This is a genomic window from Conchiformibius kuhniae DSM 17694, from assembly GCF_000428785.1.
Classification (GTDB): Bacteria; Pseudomonadota; Gammaproteobacteria; order Burkholderiales; family Neisseriaceae; genus Conchiformibius; species Conchiformibius kuhniae.
This window is the reverse complement of sequence record NZ_AUAP01000019.1, coordinates 24,906-42,081: the sequence shown is the minus strand read 5'-3', so window position 1 is coordinate 42,081 and position 17,176 is coordinate 24,906. Positions and strand designations below refer to the sequence as shown.

Genomic DNA, 17,176 nt, shown 5'->3' with positions numbered 1-17,176 from the left:
GGAAATCACCGAAGCGCTCGGGCAAGTCCCGCCACGGTATTCCTGACCGGTATCTGTACAATACCGCATCTACAAACAATCTGTTGTCTTTGGCTGTAACGCCGACGCTGCCTGACCTGCCGGGCAGCAGGTCTTTTATCCGTTCCCATTGGCTGTCTGTCAGTGCGTATCTTTTGGTTGTATTCATGGCTTGGGATTATAGGGTATTGGGTAATTGATGACACGCCCTAGTGAAATATAAAAAATCCGTCATTCCCGTGCAGGTGGGAATCCACTGCGCGATGACCTATAAGCAATGTTTTTTCAAGGTTTGTTTGAGTTTATTGTTGGATTCCCACCTGCGCGAGAATGACGGTGCAGAGATTTTTTGGTCAATTGATGACACGCCCTAAATAATGTGCCAGCCGTGTTCGCGACAAATTTCAAGCCATTGCTGCTCGGTATCACCACCGCGACCAATCAGGCGTACCGCAAATCCGCCATGTGCGTGCGCGGCAAGGGTGGTCAGGCGGCGGACGGTGCCGCGGTCGGGGGCCGTGGCCGCACGAATGCCCGTCAGCAGCATGATGTTTTGGCTCTGGCGAGACAGTTGTTCGACAAAATGATGAAACTCATCGCGTTCGCTCACCATGCCTTTGTCGCGCCAAATACGGTTGCAGGCGTTTTGAAACCAAGTGGCGGGCGCATCGGGCGCATCGAGTGCCACTGCCCAATATTGTTCGGGCAAAGCGCCGGAAGCGGCAGGCACCGCTACCGCATCATCACAAAAATCATGGCTGTGGTCGGTGATGCGGCGCTGCCATTGCCCGATGATGCTTTGGTAGTAGGGTAAAGTCAGGTCGATGGCGGGCGTGGAACGGTGCTGCTGCCAACGGCACGCCCCCCAAGCAAGCACGCGCGGCACAATACCGTAACAGGCAATGCTGCCCAACAGCAGTGCGCCCCAACGCGCCGCGTGAACCGCATCGGCACGGTTACGGTTGGCAAACACGGCATCGGCATCGGGAACAGACAAGCCCAATTGTGCCGGCAACCAACCCAACAGGCTCACCGCACGCGCAAAAGAACGGCCGTCAAGCAGGGTACTTTCCCAATTGAAGCTGTATTGGCGCACCGTCAGCAGCAGCAGCGCGGCGGCAAACATACCGCACAATGCCGACAAAGCCAAACGGTGGCTGAGCGCACTGCCCTGCCAAAAAAATGTGGGTTGGCGCACCGCTTGGGCATACAGCTCCGCCAAAGCAGACGGCACGGCTTGGGGCTGCCGTCCGAACAGCAGCGTGGGAAACAGCCAACCGCTTTGCGGATTGCGGCGTTTCAGATTCAACAGCCACCACAGCATCATCAGCGTATTCATGCCCAAAATCCCCGCCAAAACAAACAGGAAATTCAAATTGTGCTGGTGCATCAGCGTATAAGTGCCGATAAATCCGCACACAAACCACAACACGGTGGCAGCAGACAACAACCACACGGCACGTTGGCGGTGGTGTTCGAGTTGCCGTGCCAAATGACCGTCCGCGTCAATGAGCTCGGCACGGCGGTAAAGGCGTTCGACAAAACCGTCCGATGCGCCGCGCAAACGTTCGGTAATTAAAATCGGGTCGGTTGGAAAAGTGTGTCCGCGTGTTTCGAGCAGACGTACGAGTTCGGCAAGCTGATGCATGGGAAATACTGCTGTATATTGAAAACAGGTACTATTTTAACAGATATGTTTGCCGTGCTTGGGAGCTTATCATCATTCCGCCGCAAAGCCGTTGACGGAAAAGCCACAGTGCCGTCTATTTTTGCACAAGCAGCGCTCCGGACGGCAATGATGGCTTTGCCAATTTTGCGCCCAAATTTTCAACAAACATAACAATATGTATTTAATTGTGATTTTTTGGGAAAATTTTAATGTTTCACGTGAAACGGTTTGAAGTAAAAAAGATGCGGGGCAGGGTAAGTTTTACCGTCTGCCCCGTTTGCCGCAGCATCAGGCAAAGGAATGATTGCTAAAAATCTTTTTCAACAATACCTTGTAGAAGGCAAAGGCGTTTAAAGCACCGCGCAGGGCATCTTCGCGCTCCTCATCGCCTACGTTTAAGCCGTTTAAATGTCCGACAAATTCACGCCAGTGTTTGCCGCGCCCGTCTGCGTGGGGTGCCAAGTGGCGTGCGCCGTGTTCCGCTCCGAATCCGAGCTTTTCTTGTGCGTCTTTAAACAAAAATGCCGCACCGATGTTGGAGCCTTCGGCGCAATACAGCCAACCGATGGCTTCCGCGCCTTCCAAATGCGGCAGGGCAATGTCCAACTGTGCTTCTTGGGCATTCAAGTCTTGCAAATCCTGCATCACCGCATCATAACGCGCCAATGATGCCAAATCGGGAATGCGGCGGTTTAATTCGGGGTCGTGGTACACCGCATCAACAACTTTGTGAAATACTGCCTGCAATTGTAAAAAGCGGGCATAGTTTTCAGCATTGTCGAACGGTTGGCACGACATCACCATCTTGTCCACGCTGTCGTGGGTGGCGCGGCTGTTGGCTTTCAGGTATTCGGCAAAAGTCTGTTCGGACATGAGAGGCTCCTTGTGGGTGATTTAAAAACGTGCTTCAAAAGTCAGGTTGAAATTGCGTCCGGGCGAAGTAAAACGTTCGATGCCGGCATGGGTTTTGTTATCGACACGGTTTACCGTACCAAATTCGCGAATGCTGCGCAGGGCGTCCCAAGTGTAGTATTTTTTATTGGTCAGATTGTTGACGGCGGCACGCAGGGTGATGTGTTGCCCGAAATGGCGGTAGGCACTCAAGTCTGCCAGTGTGTAGGCTTTGCTGTGTTTGGCAAACGGCCAAGGTTTGTTCAAATCATCGTTGCTGCGGACGGTGTCTTGCGGTTTTTTACGCGCCGTGTGGCTGAGGTGGACACCGATGCCCCATTTTTTGGACGGTGCGTCGTAGCCGATGCTCCATACTGCCGACCATGGTGCCAATGTGTTGATGGGATAGTGTTGTCCGTTTGCCGCTTGGGCTTTGCCGCTTGTGTAGGTGGCGGTTAAGCCCGTGTGCAAACCTTTGGGCATGCCGATGCTGTCCAGTTGCCAACGGCTTTTCCACTCCAAGCCGCGCACGTAGGCGGCGGCGCGGTTTTGGTTTTGCCATACGGTGGAGGGGAACGACCCCCGTGAAAAAGGCATGACGCCCTGTCCCAAATACGCCAGCTCGATGAAATTGCGGTAGCGGGTGTGGAAGCCCGACAAGGTTGCCGAGCCGGCGCGTCCGTGCAGGGAGATGCCCAATTCGATGTTGCGGGCGGTTTCGCTTTTGAGTTGCGGGTTGGCTTTCAGGTAGAAATCGGGGTGAGGAAACAGCAGCCACAGTTCGTCGCTGGTAGGGGCGCGGAAGCCGTTGGAGGCTTTTGCCATCAGGGTCAGGTTGGCGGTGGGGCGCCAATCCGCGCCCAGCGAATAGCTGTTGCCTTTGCGGGTGATGCTGCTGCCCAAGCCCGGTAATAAGGTTTGTACCGCAGGGCCGTAGTTGTTGTCGGTTTTGGCGTGGCTGGTGCTGCGGTCGTGGCGGAAGCCGAGCGTCAGGCGCAGTTGTCGGCGCGCGCCGATGTTGAAGATGTTGTTCAGGTAGGCGTGGCGGTTTTTCGAGCGGGTTTTGATGAGAAAGATGTCGTCGTTGCGGTTGGAGGTGGCGTAGCCCGGGTAAAACGCCCGTACGAAATAGCTGATGTTGTCGTTGTCGTTGTCGTTGCTCATGCTGCCCGCGCCGTATTGAAGCTGCCAGCCGAGTTTGTCGAAGGCGAAGGTTTTGTCGGCTTGCAGGCTTGCTTGGCGGGTGGTTTGGTGGATTTGGCGGTACATGTGGTAGGCTTCGGCATTGTAGCCGCGACGGGTGTAGCTGGCAGGCAGGTCCCATGTCCATGTGGACATGGTGATGCGCTGTTTGTCCCAGTTGAATTTGAGTTTGTCCCAAGGGCCTTTTTCCAGCAGGCTGCGGTATTCGAAACCCACTCTGCGGCGGTAGCTCAGGTCGTTGCGGCGGCGCACGTCGCCAACAGGTTCGTCTGCGTTGCTGACGCTGGGCTGCCACAGGTTGGAAAGTTCTTCGGTAATCCGTTCGAGGCGGGATTCTTCAAATACGCCGCCGATGTAGTTGTTGGGGGTGATGTGGTAGCCGGTTTTGAGCAGGGTGGCTTGGCTTTCCCATACTTGCGGGTCGGGCAGGGTGCGGACGATGCCCACTGCTTCGTTGTTGATGTATTTGCTGCCCAAGCCGCTAAAGTCGGCAACGGCAGAGCCGCCTTTGGCAAGGTAGGAAGTATTTTCGGCACGGTTTTTGGTGGCCGCGCCTTGCCGGCGGGTATGCACCACCAAGGTTTCCCAGCCGCCGAGTTTGCCTGCCAGTGTGATGCTGGAGAAGCGTTGGCGGTTGCGGCTCAGGTAGCCCGCTTTCGCGCCGATGTGGTAGGGTTTGTCTTCGTGGACGTAGTCTTCGGCGGATTTGGTTTTGTAATTGACCGCGCCGCCGAGTGCGCCACTGCCCGATTTGAGTGAGTCTGCGCCTTTGCTGACGGTGATTTCGGAGAAGTTTTCGATTTCGGAGGTGTTGCGGTTGGCGTTGTAATTACCGTATGCGCCGAACAGTTCTTGGAAGGCTTCGGAGGAGCGGCTTTCGGCTTGTGCCAAGCCGTCTACGTTGATGGCGACGCGGTCTTTGTCGACGCCGCGAATGGCAAAGCCGTTGCTGCCGGCGCGTCCGCCTTCGACCACGCTGACACCGGTTTCGTAGCGGGTGAGGTCGTATTCGTCCTGCACCATTTGTTCGTCCAATGCTTTGCGTCTTTGGCGGGTTTCGCCGAGCTTTTGGCTGCGGTCGCGCCGTCCGACTGCTTCGATTTGGTGCAGGGTTTGCCCTTCGCTTTCGTTTGCCGACCATGCGGGGGCGGTAGGCACCAGCAGCAGGGTGGGCAATACGGCGGCAACGCCCCATGTTGTTTTGTCCGCACGGCAGGCGGTGCGGGCAAGGGGTGCGGCAGGGCGGTACACGGGCTGCGTTGCGGGTGCCGGCACGGACGGTTCTGCGGCAGGGCGCGGGGGGGTGCGTCCGCGCAGGGGGGCGGCGGATTTGTTGCGGATTTTGGCGGCGGCGGTGCCGGGCGTTTTGCCGATTTTGCGGCGGATGCGGTGGTGTTTGTTGCCGGACATGGTGTTCCCCTGAAAAATTACGGATTGAGCGGGGTCAAATCGGTGGAGGTGTCGTTGTATTGTTCGTTGGTGCGTTTGCCGCCGAATACGGTATCGAGGTGGCGGTGCCCGTCAAACACGATTTTGCCGCCGATTTCGTCGGTGGCAGGGCCGGTGATGCGTTTGTTCTCACCGTCGCCGTAGGTGCGCGGTTCGCCGAAAAAGCGTCCGTCCACCAAGCCTTGCCGCCCGCCCGATTGGGCAGTGCCGGAAAAGGCGTTGCCGTGAATGTCCACATCTTGCAGCACCACGTCGGCACCGAAATCTTGGTTGCCGATGATGGTGCCGCCGAGTTTGCCGGTGTTGAAGTTGGCGGTAAACAGCGACAGTACGGGTTCGCCTTTGTTGTTAAAGCCCAGTGCTTTGGGCGTATAGGACGATGTAACGAATGCGCCGTCTTTCACGCGCAATGCCCAAACTTCATATGTGGCTTTGCCTTTGGTGTTGCGTACCGCATCGTGGCTGCCGCCCGGCATCAGTGCCGCATCGGCGGTTTTGCCGCCGACAAACAGCTCTGCCATGCCGTTTTTCTGCCATGCGCCGAAGCGGACGTGTTGCAGCTTGGTGGCGGGCGCGTAACCGAATTGCGCCGAACGGGTACAGCACGCAAACAGCTTGCCGTGCCGGCTGTCTTGTCCGGGCTGTTTGGTGATGAATTGCCAAGACGGGCTGCCGTATGACGGCACAATCGGGTCGCTAAAGGCATTGAAGCGGTACACGGTGCCGTCCCGATGGCGGTACACCAGCTCGGGTTCGGTGATGCTCAAGCCATTGACGTTGCGGGTGGTGCGCACGGTTTCGACCGTGCCGCCGACATTGCCTGCCGTACGCAGCGTTTGCATGCGCGGTGCGGCTTCGGCATCAACGGGGGGATTGTCGCGCACAGGCTCGAGCAGGGGAATGGGAACGGGCGAAACCGGCTCGCCCAAATTGCTGCCCAAGCAGCCGCCCAACAAAAAGACTGCCGCCACAGCCGCACAAATCACTTTCATCAAAATTCCTTCCAACAGAACAAGCGCATTCCGCAACGCTTCAAGACACTGCACCTGCCTTGCACAGAACACGCCTGCCGTCAATCATATGAATGAGCGATAATAAATGATATGATTCCCATTATCAATAAAATAATCGACCATGCCCCATCTGATGTTGAGAACCGCTTGGCAAACCATCGTATTTTTCGGCTGCTGTGCCGCCGCCGCCGCTTCACCGCCGCCGCAAGGCGTGTGGGACGATGCGGCACTGATGCAACAACCTGCGCTGTTGGAAAACCTGCTGTACCGTGCATTGGACGGCGGCGATGCCCGACTGCTGGCATCGCTTGCCGACTCCTACCGCCGCACCGCTTCGCCCGACCCCGTCTTGCTGCTGCGGGCAGATGCCGTGCAACTGCGCCTGAACAAACGTTTGGACGAAGCCGAACAGGCATACCGCCGTTTGCCCGCCGCTTATCCCGATGCCGTGCGCGACCGTTTGGACTTGGCGGCGGTGCTGTTTGAAAACGGCAAAATCCGCGAAGCGGACGCCGAATTTGCCGCCGTATCGGCACAAAGCGGCTTGCCCGCCGCCGTGCGCGACAACATCAACGTGTTCCGCCGCGCCATCGACCGCCAAAAACAATGGCGTTTTGCCGCGACATTCCGCCCCGTGTACGACCACAACGTCAATCAAGCCCCGCCGCCGCACTGCATCAAAGATGCGTACTGCACCCGCACCCGCGCCCAACGCGCTTACGGCGCCGCCTATGCGCTGGGCGCGGAAAAACGCCTGCCCCTGCGCGGCAAACACGGCGTGCTGCTGCGGCTGCATCAGGGCGGGACGTTTTATTTCGGACACAAGGACCACAACGAAGCCGCCGCCCGTGCCGATTTGGGCTGGCAATACCGCGATGCGCGGCGCGAATGGGCATGGCTGCCGTTTTACCAAGCACATTTGGCGGGCAACGCGTCTTTTGATGCGCCGCGCCCGCAGCGTACCCTGCCCTATGCCTACCGCCACGATGCGGGCATGGCAGTGCATTGGCACGAACGGCTGACACCAAGCAGCAGCGCGCGCCTGACGGTGGAACGCCGTTTCAGCCGTTACCGCGAAGCGGCGCACGCCCGCCGTCTGAACGGCACGCAAGATGCGGCAACGCTGGTGTTGGGCAAACACTTCGGCACGCATACCGCCGTGTTCGGCAGCTACCGCGCCGTGCGCTTCCAACCGGCGCGGGAACGCATCGGCACGGCGCAAAACAATGCGGCATTTGTGTTTCACGGCATCGGTGCGGGCTGGACGCAATCTTGGCGCAACGGCTTGCACACGCAGTTGTCGCTGGATTACGGTGTGCGGCGTTATCGCGGCATTGCCGCATTCGACACGCAGCCGCAACGCAACCGCGAATACGCTTTCGGCGCGGGCATCGCCCACCGCAAGCTGCAATGGCGGGGCTGGCAACCGATGCTGCACTACCGCTACAGCCGCACCCGCAGCCCGCAGCCTTGGGCAGAACGCCGCCGCCATGATGCGGGCATCGGCGTGGCGGCGGATTTTTAGCCACTGTCGCAATTTGTCCCGCTTGGCAGGACAAACGCACAAATACCTTGTTTGCCGCCGTGTTTTTCGGCATAATCGCAGCTTCGTTTTTCAACCCTGCAAAGAAAGGACATTCAAATGATGATTGCCACAGCGTTTTTTCTTTGCAGCCCGAAGCTCTGAACGTTCACCCTTGTCCGCTTGAACCGTAATCGGGCTGCTTCCTTCCTACTGCCGCATCTGACATACAGATTCGGCGCACTTTTTGTGCCTTTTGACGGCACAAGGAAAGCACACGATTATGGGCAACCATTACGAAAACACCATCATCATTCAAAATCAAAATACATGGATTGAAGGCGCGGCAGTCGTGCAGTTGCGGCACACCGCCACCCTGAACGGCATGCGCCGCGTGGCGGGCATGCCCGATTTGCAGCCCGGACGCGGCTATCCGGTCGGTGCGGCGTTTTTCAGCACCGGCGTGTTTTATCCCGCCCTGATTGGCGGCGACATCGGCTGCGGCATGGGTTTGTGGCAAACCGGCTTGTGCGCGCGCCGCACACCGCCCGCCAAATTGGTCAAACAACTGGGCAGCATCGACGCCCCCGAAGCGGGCGACGTGCCGGCAACCATCGGCGGCGGCAACCACTTTGCCGAGCTGCAATGCCCCGACCAAATCTACCGCGCCGAACTGCTGCCTCCCGATTGGCACGGCAAACACCTGCTGTTGCTGGTGCATAGCGGCTCACGCGGCTTGGGCGGGCAGATTTTGCGCGAACATGTCGAACGTTTCGGGCATCAAGGTTTGGCGGAAAACAGCCCTGAAGCGGCGGATTATCTGGCAAAACACGACCACGCGCTGGATTTCGCCCGCCGCAACCGCGCCGCCATCGCCGCCCGCATGCTGGCGCGTTGGCGCAGCGAAGGCACTTGTCTGCTGGATTTGCCGCACAATTTTCTGCAACGCGCCGAATACGCGGGCGAAACGGGCTGGCTGCACCGCAAAGGCGCAAGCCCTGCCAATCGGGGCTTGACGGTGCTGCCCGGCTCGCGCGGCGATTACAGCTACCTGCTCATGCCCGCCGAAAATACCGGTTTCGCGCTGGATTCTCTGGCGCACGGCGCGGGGCGCAAATGGCAGCGCGGCGAATGCAAAGGACGCTTGTCGCGCAAATACCCCGCCGACAGCTTCCGCAAAACCGCTTTGGGCAGCGTGGTGGTCTGCGCCGACAAAGCCCTGCTCTACGAAGAAGCCCCGCAAGCCTACAAATCCGTTGCCGACACCGTTGCCGCTTTGGAACAGGCGGGTTTGGCAACGGCGGTGGCACGGCTCAAACCCGTTCTCACCTACAAAACCGCAGGAGCGTGCCATGACTGAAACCGTCTCATTGCTGGTGTCTGCGGCGCAAGGCCCTGCCGAATGCCGCCTGTTTGCCCGCTTCGTCTGCCAAACCCTGCTGCGCGAAGCCGCACAAGCGGGCTTGTCTGCCGAATACGCCGACCAAACCCCCTGCCGGCACGGCATCTTGTCTGCCGTTTTGACCGTGCGTGGCACAGGTGCGGCACGCGCCGCACAAAACTGGACGGGCAGTTGGCAATGGGTGTGCCGCAGCCCCCTGCGTTTGCAGCACCCGCGCAAAAACTGGTTTGTCGGCGTATCGCTGCTGCCCGAAGCCGTCCTGCCCGACACGGCGGGCGAAGTGCGCTTTCACACCTGCCGCGCAAGCGGCAACGGCGGACAACACGTCAATAAAACCGACAGCGCCGTCCGTGCCGTCCACACCCCCACCGGCGTGGCGGTCAAAGTGCAAAACCGCCGCAGCCAGCACGCCAACAAACAACAGGCAAAACGCCTGTTGGCAGACAAACTGGCACACCTGCGCCGGCACGCACAACAACAAGCCGACCGCCACACCCACCGCCAACGTCATCAGCTCGAACGCGGCAACCCCGTGCGCGTCTGTTACGGCAACCCGTTTACCGCAAAGTAAAAGGAACAAACATGAGCTTATCCGACAAAATCAAAAACCTGATTGCCCCCCGCACCGACCAGCCCTGCGCCGACGCCCCGCCCCTGACCGAAAGCAACGCCGCACGGCAACTGCTGCTGCACTGGGCATGGCAGATACTCTACGCACTGGACGGACAAAACAACTTCATCGACAGCGACGGCTTCCGCCACACCCCCATCGCCGAACTGATTGGCGCAGACGAATGGTTCGACCACCACGAAGCCTTCGACCCCGTTGCCGCCCGCCGCCACATCCGCCTGCACTACCAAGCCGCCCAAGAATACGACTTCGACATCTTGTGGCGCGAAGGCGTACCGCCCGTCCTGCGCCACAACGTTGCCCAATGGACGGAAATGTTCGACTTTAGCGAAACCGAATCGCGGGTACTCACCTTCGTCATCATGCTCTACACCACCCCCGACTTGGTACGCCTGTGCGCCCTGCTGGGCGAATTGGACGACAACGACACCTGCAACGCCCTCTCCAAACTGCTGGACACCCCCGAAAACGACATCGCCCAAGCCCTGCACTCGCGCGGCAAACTCAACACCACCGGCGTATTGAGCCTCGACCGCAGCGAAACCTACACCCTGCGCAGCAAAATCGACCTGCTCTCGCGCCAATTTGCCACCCAAATGGCAGAAGAGCCCTTAAGCCCCGCCGAAGTACTGAAAGAACACATCACCTCCGCCCCGCAAACCAAGCTCGAAGCCGACAACTTCAAACACTTGGGCGTGTTGGCGCAAGCCGCGCCCGCCCACCTGCGCCGCGCCTTTGCCGACAAACAAAAAGGCTGCAACATCTTGATTTACGGCAGCGCGGGCACGGGCAAAACCGAATTTACCCGCGTATTGGCACAACAGACGGGTGTGGAGCTGTTTGAAATCGCATGGGCGGACGAAGACAACCGTCCGCACAACCGCAACAGCCGCATCAACGCCCTGCGCATGGCGCAAAACATCTTCGCCGGACAAAAAATCATGCTGATGTTTGACGAAGTGGAAGACCTGTTCGACCGTGGGCAATCCGATTTCAGCCTGAACAAAGCATGGCTCAACCGCATGTTGGAAAACAACCCCGTGCCGACCGTGTGGATTTGCAACAACGTCCACCTGATTGACCCGTCTGCCGTGCGCCGTTTCGACATGGTGGTGGAAATGAAAGCCCCGCCCGTACCGGTACGCGCCGAAATGATTCGCGGCTTGGCGGGCGGCTACCTGCCCGCGCCGCAAATCCGCACTTTAGCGGAAAACGACGCCATCGTGCCCGCACTGCTGCAACAGGCGCACCGCGTTACCGAAAGCGCGGCGGCAGGCTGGCAGCCCGAACCCAAAAGCGAGCTGCTGCAAAAACTGCTGCACAACACCCTGAAAGCACAAGGACATTTTCACGCACTCAACAGCCGTGCCAAATTGCCCGAAGTGTATAACCCCGCGTGGATTAACTGCAAACAGGATTTGCAAAAGCTCTCGGCGGGCATTGCTGCCGCAGGGCGCGGCACCTTATGCCTGTACGGCGCGCCCGGCACGGGCAAAAGTGCGTTTGCTTCATGGCTGGCGGAATGCGCGGGCAAATCGCTGCTGTACAAGCGCAGCTCCGATTTGCTGTCGAAATACGTCGGCGAAACCGAGCAACTGATTGCCGCCGCGTTCGAACAGGCAAAGGAAAACGATGCGGTGCTGGTGTTTGACGAAGTGGACGGCTTTTTGCAGGACCGCCGCCAAGCACGACAAAACTGGGAAGTAACCCAAGTAAACGAAATGCTGACGCAAATGGAAGCCTTTGGCGGGATTTTCGTTGCCAGCACCAATCTGATGAAAAACCTCGACCAAGCGGCTTTGCGCCGTTTCGATTTCAAAATCGAGTTTGATTATCTGAAGCCCGAGCAGGCGTGGGACGTGTTTCAAAGCCATTGCCGCCAATTGGGCTTGCCCGATGCCGGCGATGCGGTGGTGAAAGCGGAATTGCTGTGTTTGAAGCAGTTGGCGTTGGGCGATTTTGCCGCCGTTGCCAAGCAGGCAAAGGTGCTGCCGCTTGCCGATGCCGCCGCCCTGCTGACCGCACTCAAGCACGAATGCTCGCTGAAAGAAGGGGCGAAAGGCACATTCGGATTCGTCTGACAACATACCGACCTGTCCGCAGGGAAAGGTCGGTATGCCGGCTGGTCGCCTATTGGTACGGCGTACCAAATTCAATGCCGGTAATATAACGTCTGCCGGCATGTGCTTTTAAATGAACGACAATATCAATGGTTTGTTTTAACAGCTTTTTAATGGTTTCAAATTCCAAACCGCTTCCTTCGGGGGACGCTTTAACCATCAGTGCCAGTTGGTCCCATGTTTGGGCAGTGCTGCCGGCATGGCAACTGGTAATCGAACCGGGATGTCCCGAAGCACAATTGCGGATGAAGTAAAATGATTCGTCTCCGCGCAGTTCGGCAAGAATGATGCGGTCGGGCTTCATGCGCAAACAGGCTTCCATGCAGGTTTTGGCAGAAATGTTGGCACGCCCCTGTCCGCCTTTGGAATACAGCAAGTGGACGACATTCGGATGGGGAATAAACAATTCGCGAGCATCTTCAATGCTGATTAACCGTTCATTGTGGGGAACATGATTGACCAATGCCTTCATAAATGTGGTTTTACCGCTCCCCGTCGCGCCCGAAACCACAATGTTTTTCCGATAGGCAACGGCTTTTTGAAAAAACATTTCGTAGTGTCCCTGCTGTTTCAAATGTGCCAATTCCTGGTCATGGGCTGCAGGTGCTGCGGTATGTTCCAAAATGTGTTGGAAAAAACCGTCCTGAGCATATTGCGACAAAGTTTTGGTGTGTTTGGACGGCAAACGGATGGTAATCGAAACCTTGCCCGCATCACAGGCGGGCGGAATGACAAATTGCGCCCTTTGACCTGTGGGAAAGGTGAGAGAAACCATCGGCTCGGTTTCGGTAATGCGCTGACCGGTATGGCTTTCATTGACCACCGATGTGCAAAATTGTCTGGCACGCTCAAATGTCAGGGAAGCCACGGAAACCTGCTGCCAGCCGTAGGGGGTTTCCAAAAATACCTCTCCGGGGCGGTTGATGCAGATTTCCGTTACGTCCGGATGCTGTAAAAAAGTGGAAATACCCAGTATTTCATATTGATAATCCAGAAACTCGGCGGAGATTCCGGACAGGGCGGCAGTTTCGTCCATGGTTTGGCTTGATGCGGGTATGGGGGATATTTGATGTCCGTACGGTACGGCAGCCGCACCGTACGGAGACGGGAAACAGCATCTGCCGTTTATTTGTCCGTTTTCTCGGGGCGCACCCAATGTTCGATGGTTTGCTGGCGGGCGCGTCCGAGTGTGAGCTTGTTTGCGGGGCAGGTTTTGGTAATCACGCTGCCTGCGCCGGTGGTGGCGCGGTCTTGGATTTCCACCGGCGCGACAATCATCGTACCCGACCCGACCCGCACTTCGTCGCCGATGACGGTTTTGTGTTTGTTTACGCCGTCATAATTGCAGGTAATCGTGCCGGCACCGATGTTGCTGCGTTCGCCGATTTGCGCGTCGCCGATGTAGCTCAGGTGGTTGGCTTTGCTGCCGCGCCCGATGCGGCTGTTTTTCACTTCGACAAAGTTGCCGATGTGTACGCCGTCGTCCAACACGGCTTTCGGGCGCAAACGCGCATAAGGCCCGATGTGCGCCCCCGCGCCCACCGTGCAGTTTTCCAAGTGGCTGAACGGGGCGATGACCGTTCCCGCGCCGATGTTGGCGTTGATGAGTACGCAATTTGCGCCCACCGATACGTTGTCGCCCAGCACGCATTCGCCTTCAAACACGCAATTGACATCGACGGCGACATCACGGCCGTGCGCGAGCGTGCCGCGCAAGTCGAAGCGGGACGGGTCGCGCAGGGTCAGCCCCGCCGTCATCAGGGCTTGCGCCTGTTCGTGCTGGTACACGCGCTCCAGCGCCGCCAGTTGGTTTTTGTTGTTCACGCCCGCCGCCAAGTGTGCGGCGCGTACCGCAACGGGGCTGACCGCCACGCCGCTTGCGCGGGCGAGCGAAACCACGTCGGTCAGATAATATTCGCCTTGCGCGTTGTTGCTTTGCAGTGCGCCCAGCCATGCCGACAAGTGGGTGTTGGGCAAAACGAATATGCCCGTGTTGATTTCTTTGATGGCTTTTTGGGCGGCATCGGCGTCTTTTTCTTCCACAATGGCGGCAACCGTGCCGTCCGCAGCGCGGATGATGCGCCCGTAGCCGTGCGGGTTGTCCGCCACATCGGTCAGCAGCGCCACGCCTTCGCCCGCCGCCGCCAGCAAACCGCGCAGGGTGTCCGCATCAATCAGGGGAACGTCGCCGTACAGCACCAAAGTGCGTCCGTGCGGCGGCAGATGCGGCAGGGCGGTTTTGAGCGCGTGTCCCGTGCCGAGCTGCTCGGTTTGTGCCACCCAATTGACCGGATAATGCCCCAATTGTGCCAATACCGCGTCCTTGCCGTGTCCGACCACCACATGAATCCCTTGCGGTTGCAGGGATTGCGCGGTTTCCACCACACGCGCCAACATCGCCTTGCCGCCGATGCGGTGCAGCACTTTGGGCAGTGCCGAATACATGCGCGTGCCTTTGCCCGCAGCCAAAATGACAATGTGCAGTTCCATCATATTGCTTCCTGATTATTGCTGATTGGGGGGAAGAACGTGCGGTTGGGGGCGCAAGCCGTGATAATGCGGATTTTGCGAAGCCGCGCCTTCCGAATAAAACACCCCGCTTCCGGCAGGATATTTCGGACGCATGCGCGTCTGCCCGCCCGCATCGCGATACGTTTCCCAAGTGCATGCGCCCAACGCCAGCGCACCAAACAAAACCAATGCCGTTTTCATCCGTATTCCTTCATTTTTGTGGCAACACGCCGGCGCGTATTGTAAAGGGTTTCGCCGCAAACAGGCAGAATTTTATCGCGCAAACGGCAGGGGCTGTCGCATTCAGCCCCTGCCTTTCAGCCACAAATACACCACCGCCGCATGCACCGCATCGTTCAGCGCGTCATGACGCACCGTTTCGGGCAAACGCAGCTTCTTGTTAATCGCCTCCAAACGCAAATCCACAAAACCGTCCTGCAGATTTTTCATCTCCTGACGGTAATAAATCGAAGAAATGTCCATTTGGCGGTTGGGCAGCTTCACCCCGATTAAGGGCTTGAGAAACTTATTCAGCATCGCCACATCGTATTCCAAAAAATAGCCCACCAAAGGTCTGCCGCCGATAAAGTCCAACAACTGCCGCAACGCCTCCTCCACCCCCATGCCCGCCGACAAATCCTGCGGACGTAAACCGTGCACGCTGATGTTTTCCGCCGCCATCTCGCCTTCGGGCTTGACCAACACATAAAACGACTCGCTGGTCAGCACCTGATTGCCGCGAATCTTCACCGCACCGATGGACACGATTTCCGCATCTTTCACCTCCAAGCCCGTTGTTTCGCAATCGATGCTCACCAACTCATCGGGGTGTTCGTCATACAAAAACGCATATTGCGGGTCGGAAAGCCTTTTGCGCTGCCAACGGCGCACCAATTTTTGCAACATTGTTTCCGCTCCGTCAGGCATTCAAATGAAAGTGGTGGCGAATCACGCCCTTGAAGCGTTTGACCACCGCCAGCGCGTCTTTGAGCAGGTCGCGCTCCAGCGTGGACAAATCTTTGAAATCCAACTGGTTGGGCTGGTGGTCGGTTTGCCCCGCCAAAATCGCCAAATTCGCTTTCAGGCGCAAATCCATCAGATAGCTCAAGGCTTCGGCGATGTCGCGCCCCAAGCCTTCGTTTAACACGCCTGCCTGCACCAGTTTTTGAATGCGCTCGAAGGTGTTGGTTTCTTCCAAACGTGCTTGCAGGCTCAAGGCGCGAATGCCGTGTACGATGGGGAATTGTCCCATTTTTTTCACATCGAGCCGTTCGGGTTGGCGGTGCAGCAGTTGGGCGAAAAAACCGTGGCTGTGGCTGTCGAACTGCTCCACTGCGCGGGCAAAGGTCATCAGCATGCCCGCATCGTTCATCATGTGGCGGTACAGGTGGTCTTTGACTTCCGCCAGCATGGACGCATCGCCCGCCACCACTTTGGCATCGATGAAAATCGCCAGATTCATCATGGCGGCGGGCGAGGGCGAACGGCACCAGCCCAACACCATGTTTTTAAATTCGTTGAGCGGTTTGCGCCATTCGGGGTTGCTGACCATGATGTTGCCCGCGCAGGGCGGATAACCCAAGCGGGTCAGGGTGGCGGAAAAGCGTTCGGCGGTTTCGCGGGCGATGTCGGCGTCTTCGGGACGGCGGATAATCAGGGCGTTGTCTTGGTCGGTTTTGAGAATTTGTTCGCCGCGCCCTTCCGAGCCCATGACAATCAGGCAGGCGTTTTGGTAAAGGTCGGCGGGGGCGAGAATGCGCCATACTTTTTCAAACAGTCCCGTGTTGAGCACCTGCATCAGTTGCGCCAGTTGCGGGGCGCGTACGCCGTTGTTGCGCAATAGCTGAATGGAGCGGGTCATTTGTGCCGCCAAGTCCACCAGTTCGTCGATGTCGGCGGCGCGGTCAAGCCTTTGGGCAATCAGGTGGCTGTGGTTGGAGAAGTATGCCAATACGTCGATTTGTTCCAGCGTGCCTACGGGCGTGCCGTTTTCGGTTACCACCACCCTTTGAATGTGGTGGCGCATCATGGTGAGCAGGGCAGTGAAAACGAAGTCGTCGATGTCGGCGCTGATGAGTGTGTAGGTGGCAACGTCGCCGATACGGGTGTCGGCAGGCATGCCGTTGATGAGCAGGTCGCGGAAAAATGATTCGGTCAGTACGCCGATTCTGCCTTCGTGCCGAACCAGCAGGGATTTGGTTTTGCGCTGTTTCATGGTTTGGGCGGCGGTCAGCACGGTGGCGCTGCCGTCCAGCCATGTGGGGTTGTTGTGGTAGGCATCACGCACTTTGGCGGTAAACAGGCTTTCGAATTCGCTTTCGTTTTTGATTTGGGCAAGGCTGGCGAATTTGTCGGCTACGCTGGCGTAGCAGTATGCGCCAAAACGCGGGTTGGAAGCGATGATTTCCTGCACGACGGCTTTGGGAATGGTGTACACCAGTGTTTGTTCTTCGGCAACAAAGGGGTGTTCGCACGCGCCTTCAATCAGTCCGCGTGCTTCAAAGGCGTCTCCCGGATGGCAGAGGGACAGGATTTCGCCTTCGCTGCCGGTTTCGCGCACCAAGCCTTTGATGACGACATACAGGTATTCGATGGGGGTGTGGGCGGCGATGATGGTTTCGTGGTTTTTGTAGTAGGCGATATTGACCGATTTTTGTATGCGGACGCGCTCTTGCGGACTCAGGTAGCTGAAGGGGGCATGGCTGAAATCAAAGGCTTGCATAATCCGTACTCGCAAGGGAAAACGA

14 protein-coding genes are annotated in these 17,176 nt (G+C 57.9%); 4 read left to right on the top strand and 10 right to left on the bottom strand.

All coding sequences use genetic code 11. The features are described from left to right. The 5 genes from G392_RS13275 to G392_RS0106865 all read right to left on the bottom strand — a co-directional run. On the bottom strand, positions 1-187 hold a 187-nt coding region (locus G392_RS13275), incomplete at its 3' end, for a transposase (RefSeq protein ID WP_156900839.1). A gap of 201 nt (positions 188-388) precedes the next feature. Further along, complete coding sequence (locus tag G392_RS0106880) at positions 389-1,666, bottom strand: DUF2868 domain-containing protein (RefSeq protein ID WP_027009658.1); 1,278 nt, start codon at positions 1,664-1,666, stop codon at positions 389-391. A 309-nt stretch (positions 1,667-1,975) separates the two neighbouring features. Next, the gene (locus G392_RS0106875; protein ID WP_027009657.1) at positions 1,976-2,560 is read right to left on the bottom strand and encodes a biliverdin-producing heme oxygenase; all 585 of its coding nucleotides are present in this window, start codon (positions 2,558-2,560) and stop codon (positions 1,976-1,978) included. Positions 2,561-2,581: 21 nt separating this feature from the next. Beyond that, the gene (locus tag G392_RS0106870) at positions 2,582-5,191 is read right to left on the bottom strand and encodes a TonB-dependent hemoglobin/transferrin/lactoferrin family receptor (RefSeq protein WP_156900838.1); all 2,610 of its coding nucleotides are present in this window, start codon (positions 5,189-5,191) and stop codon (positions 2,582-2,584) included. A 17-nt stretch (positions 5,192-5,208) separates the two neighbouring features. Further along, positions 5,209-6,222: a Slam-dependent surface lipoprotein gene (locus tag G392_RS0106865; RefSeq protein ID WP_034334646.1), complete on the bottom strand. Its 1,014-nt coding sequence runs from the start codon at positions 6,220-6,222 to the stop codon at positions 5,209-5,211. Positions 6,223-6,364: 142 nt separating this feature from the next. Between G392_RS0106865 and G392_RS0106860 the strand changes: the two genes are divergently transcribed. From G392_RS0106860 to G392_RS0106845, 4 genes are all read left to right on the top strand, one after another. Next, a complete protein-coding gene (locus G392_RS0106860) occupies positions 6,365-7,768 on the top strand; it encodes a surface lipoprotein assembly modifier (RefSeq protein ID WP_027009654.1) in 1,404 nt (467 codons plus the stop codon). A gap of 280 nt (positions 7,769-8,048) precedes the next feature. Further along, positions 8,049-9,125 carry an RNA ligase RtcB family protein gene (locus tag G392_RS0106855; RefSeq protein WP_027009653.1) on the top strand — a complete coding sequence of 359 codons (1,077 nt, stop codon included), beginning with the start codon at positions 8,049-8,051 and terminating at the stop codon, positions 9,123-9,125. After that, complete coding sequence (gene prfH, locus G392_RS0106850; protein ID WP_027009652.1) at positions 9,118-9,738, top strand: peptide chain release factor H; 621 nt, start codon at positions 9,118-9,120, stop codon at positions 9,736-9,738. The genes G392_RS0106855 and prfH overlap by 8 nt, the downstream gene beginning before the upstream one ends. A gap of 11 nt (positions 9,739-9,749) precedes the next feature. Beyond that, a complete protein-coding gene (locus G392_RS0106845) occupies positions 9,750-11,879 on the top strand; it encodes an AAA family ATPase (RefSeq protein ID WP_027009651.1) in 2,130 nt (709 codons plus the stop codon). Between the two features lie 49 nt (positions 11,880-11,928). On the opposite strand, the gene virB11 is transcribed toward G392_RS0106845, so the two are convergent. From virB11 to G392_RS0106820, 5 genes are all read right to left on the bottom strand, one after another. Further along, positions 11,929-12,954, bottom strand: coding sequence for a P-type DNA transfer ATPase VirB11 (gene virB11, locus G392_RS0106840; protein WP_027009650.1), 1,026 nt, complete (start codon positions 12,952-12,954; stop codon positions 11,929-11,931). 89 nt (positions 12,955-13,043) lie between these two features. Then, the gene (gene glmU / locus G392_RS0106835) at positions 13,044-14,408 is read right to left on the bottom strand and encodes a bifunctional UDP-N-acetylglucosamine diphosphorylase/glucosamine-1-phosphate N-acetyltransferase GlmU (protein ID WP_027009649.1); all 1,365 of its coding nucleotides are present in this window, start codon (positions 14,406-14,408) and stop codon (positions 13,044-13,046) included. Between the two features lie 15 nt (positions 14,409-14,423). Continuing rightward, positions 14,424-14,630, bottom strand: coding sequence for a hypothetical protein (locus G392_RS0106830; protein ID WP_034334642.1), 207 nt, complete (start codon positions 14,628-14,630; stop codon positions 14,424-14,426). 102 nt (positions 14,631-14,732) lie between these two features. Next, positions 14,733-15,335 carry a 3'-5' exonuclease gene (locus G392_RS0106825; RefSeq protein WP_027009647.1) on the bottom strand — a complete coding sequence of 201 codons (603 nt, stop codon included), beginning with the start codon at positions 15,333-15,335 and terminating at the stop codon, positions 14,733-14,735. Positions 15,336-15,348: 13 nt separating this feature from the next. Further along, positions 15,349-17,151, bottom strand: a complete 1,803-nt coding sequence (locus G392_RS0106820) for a DUF294 nucleotidyltransferase-like domain-containing protein (protein WP_027009646.1) — start codon at positions 17,149-17,151, stop codon at positions 15,349-15,351. Positions 17,152-17,176: the final 25 nt, after the last annotated feature.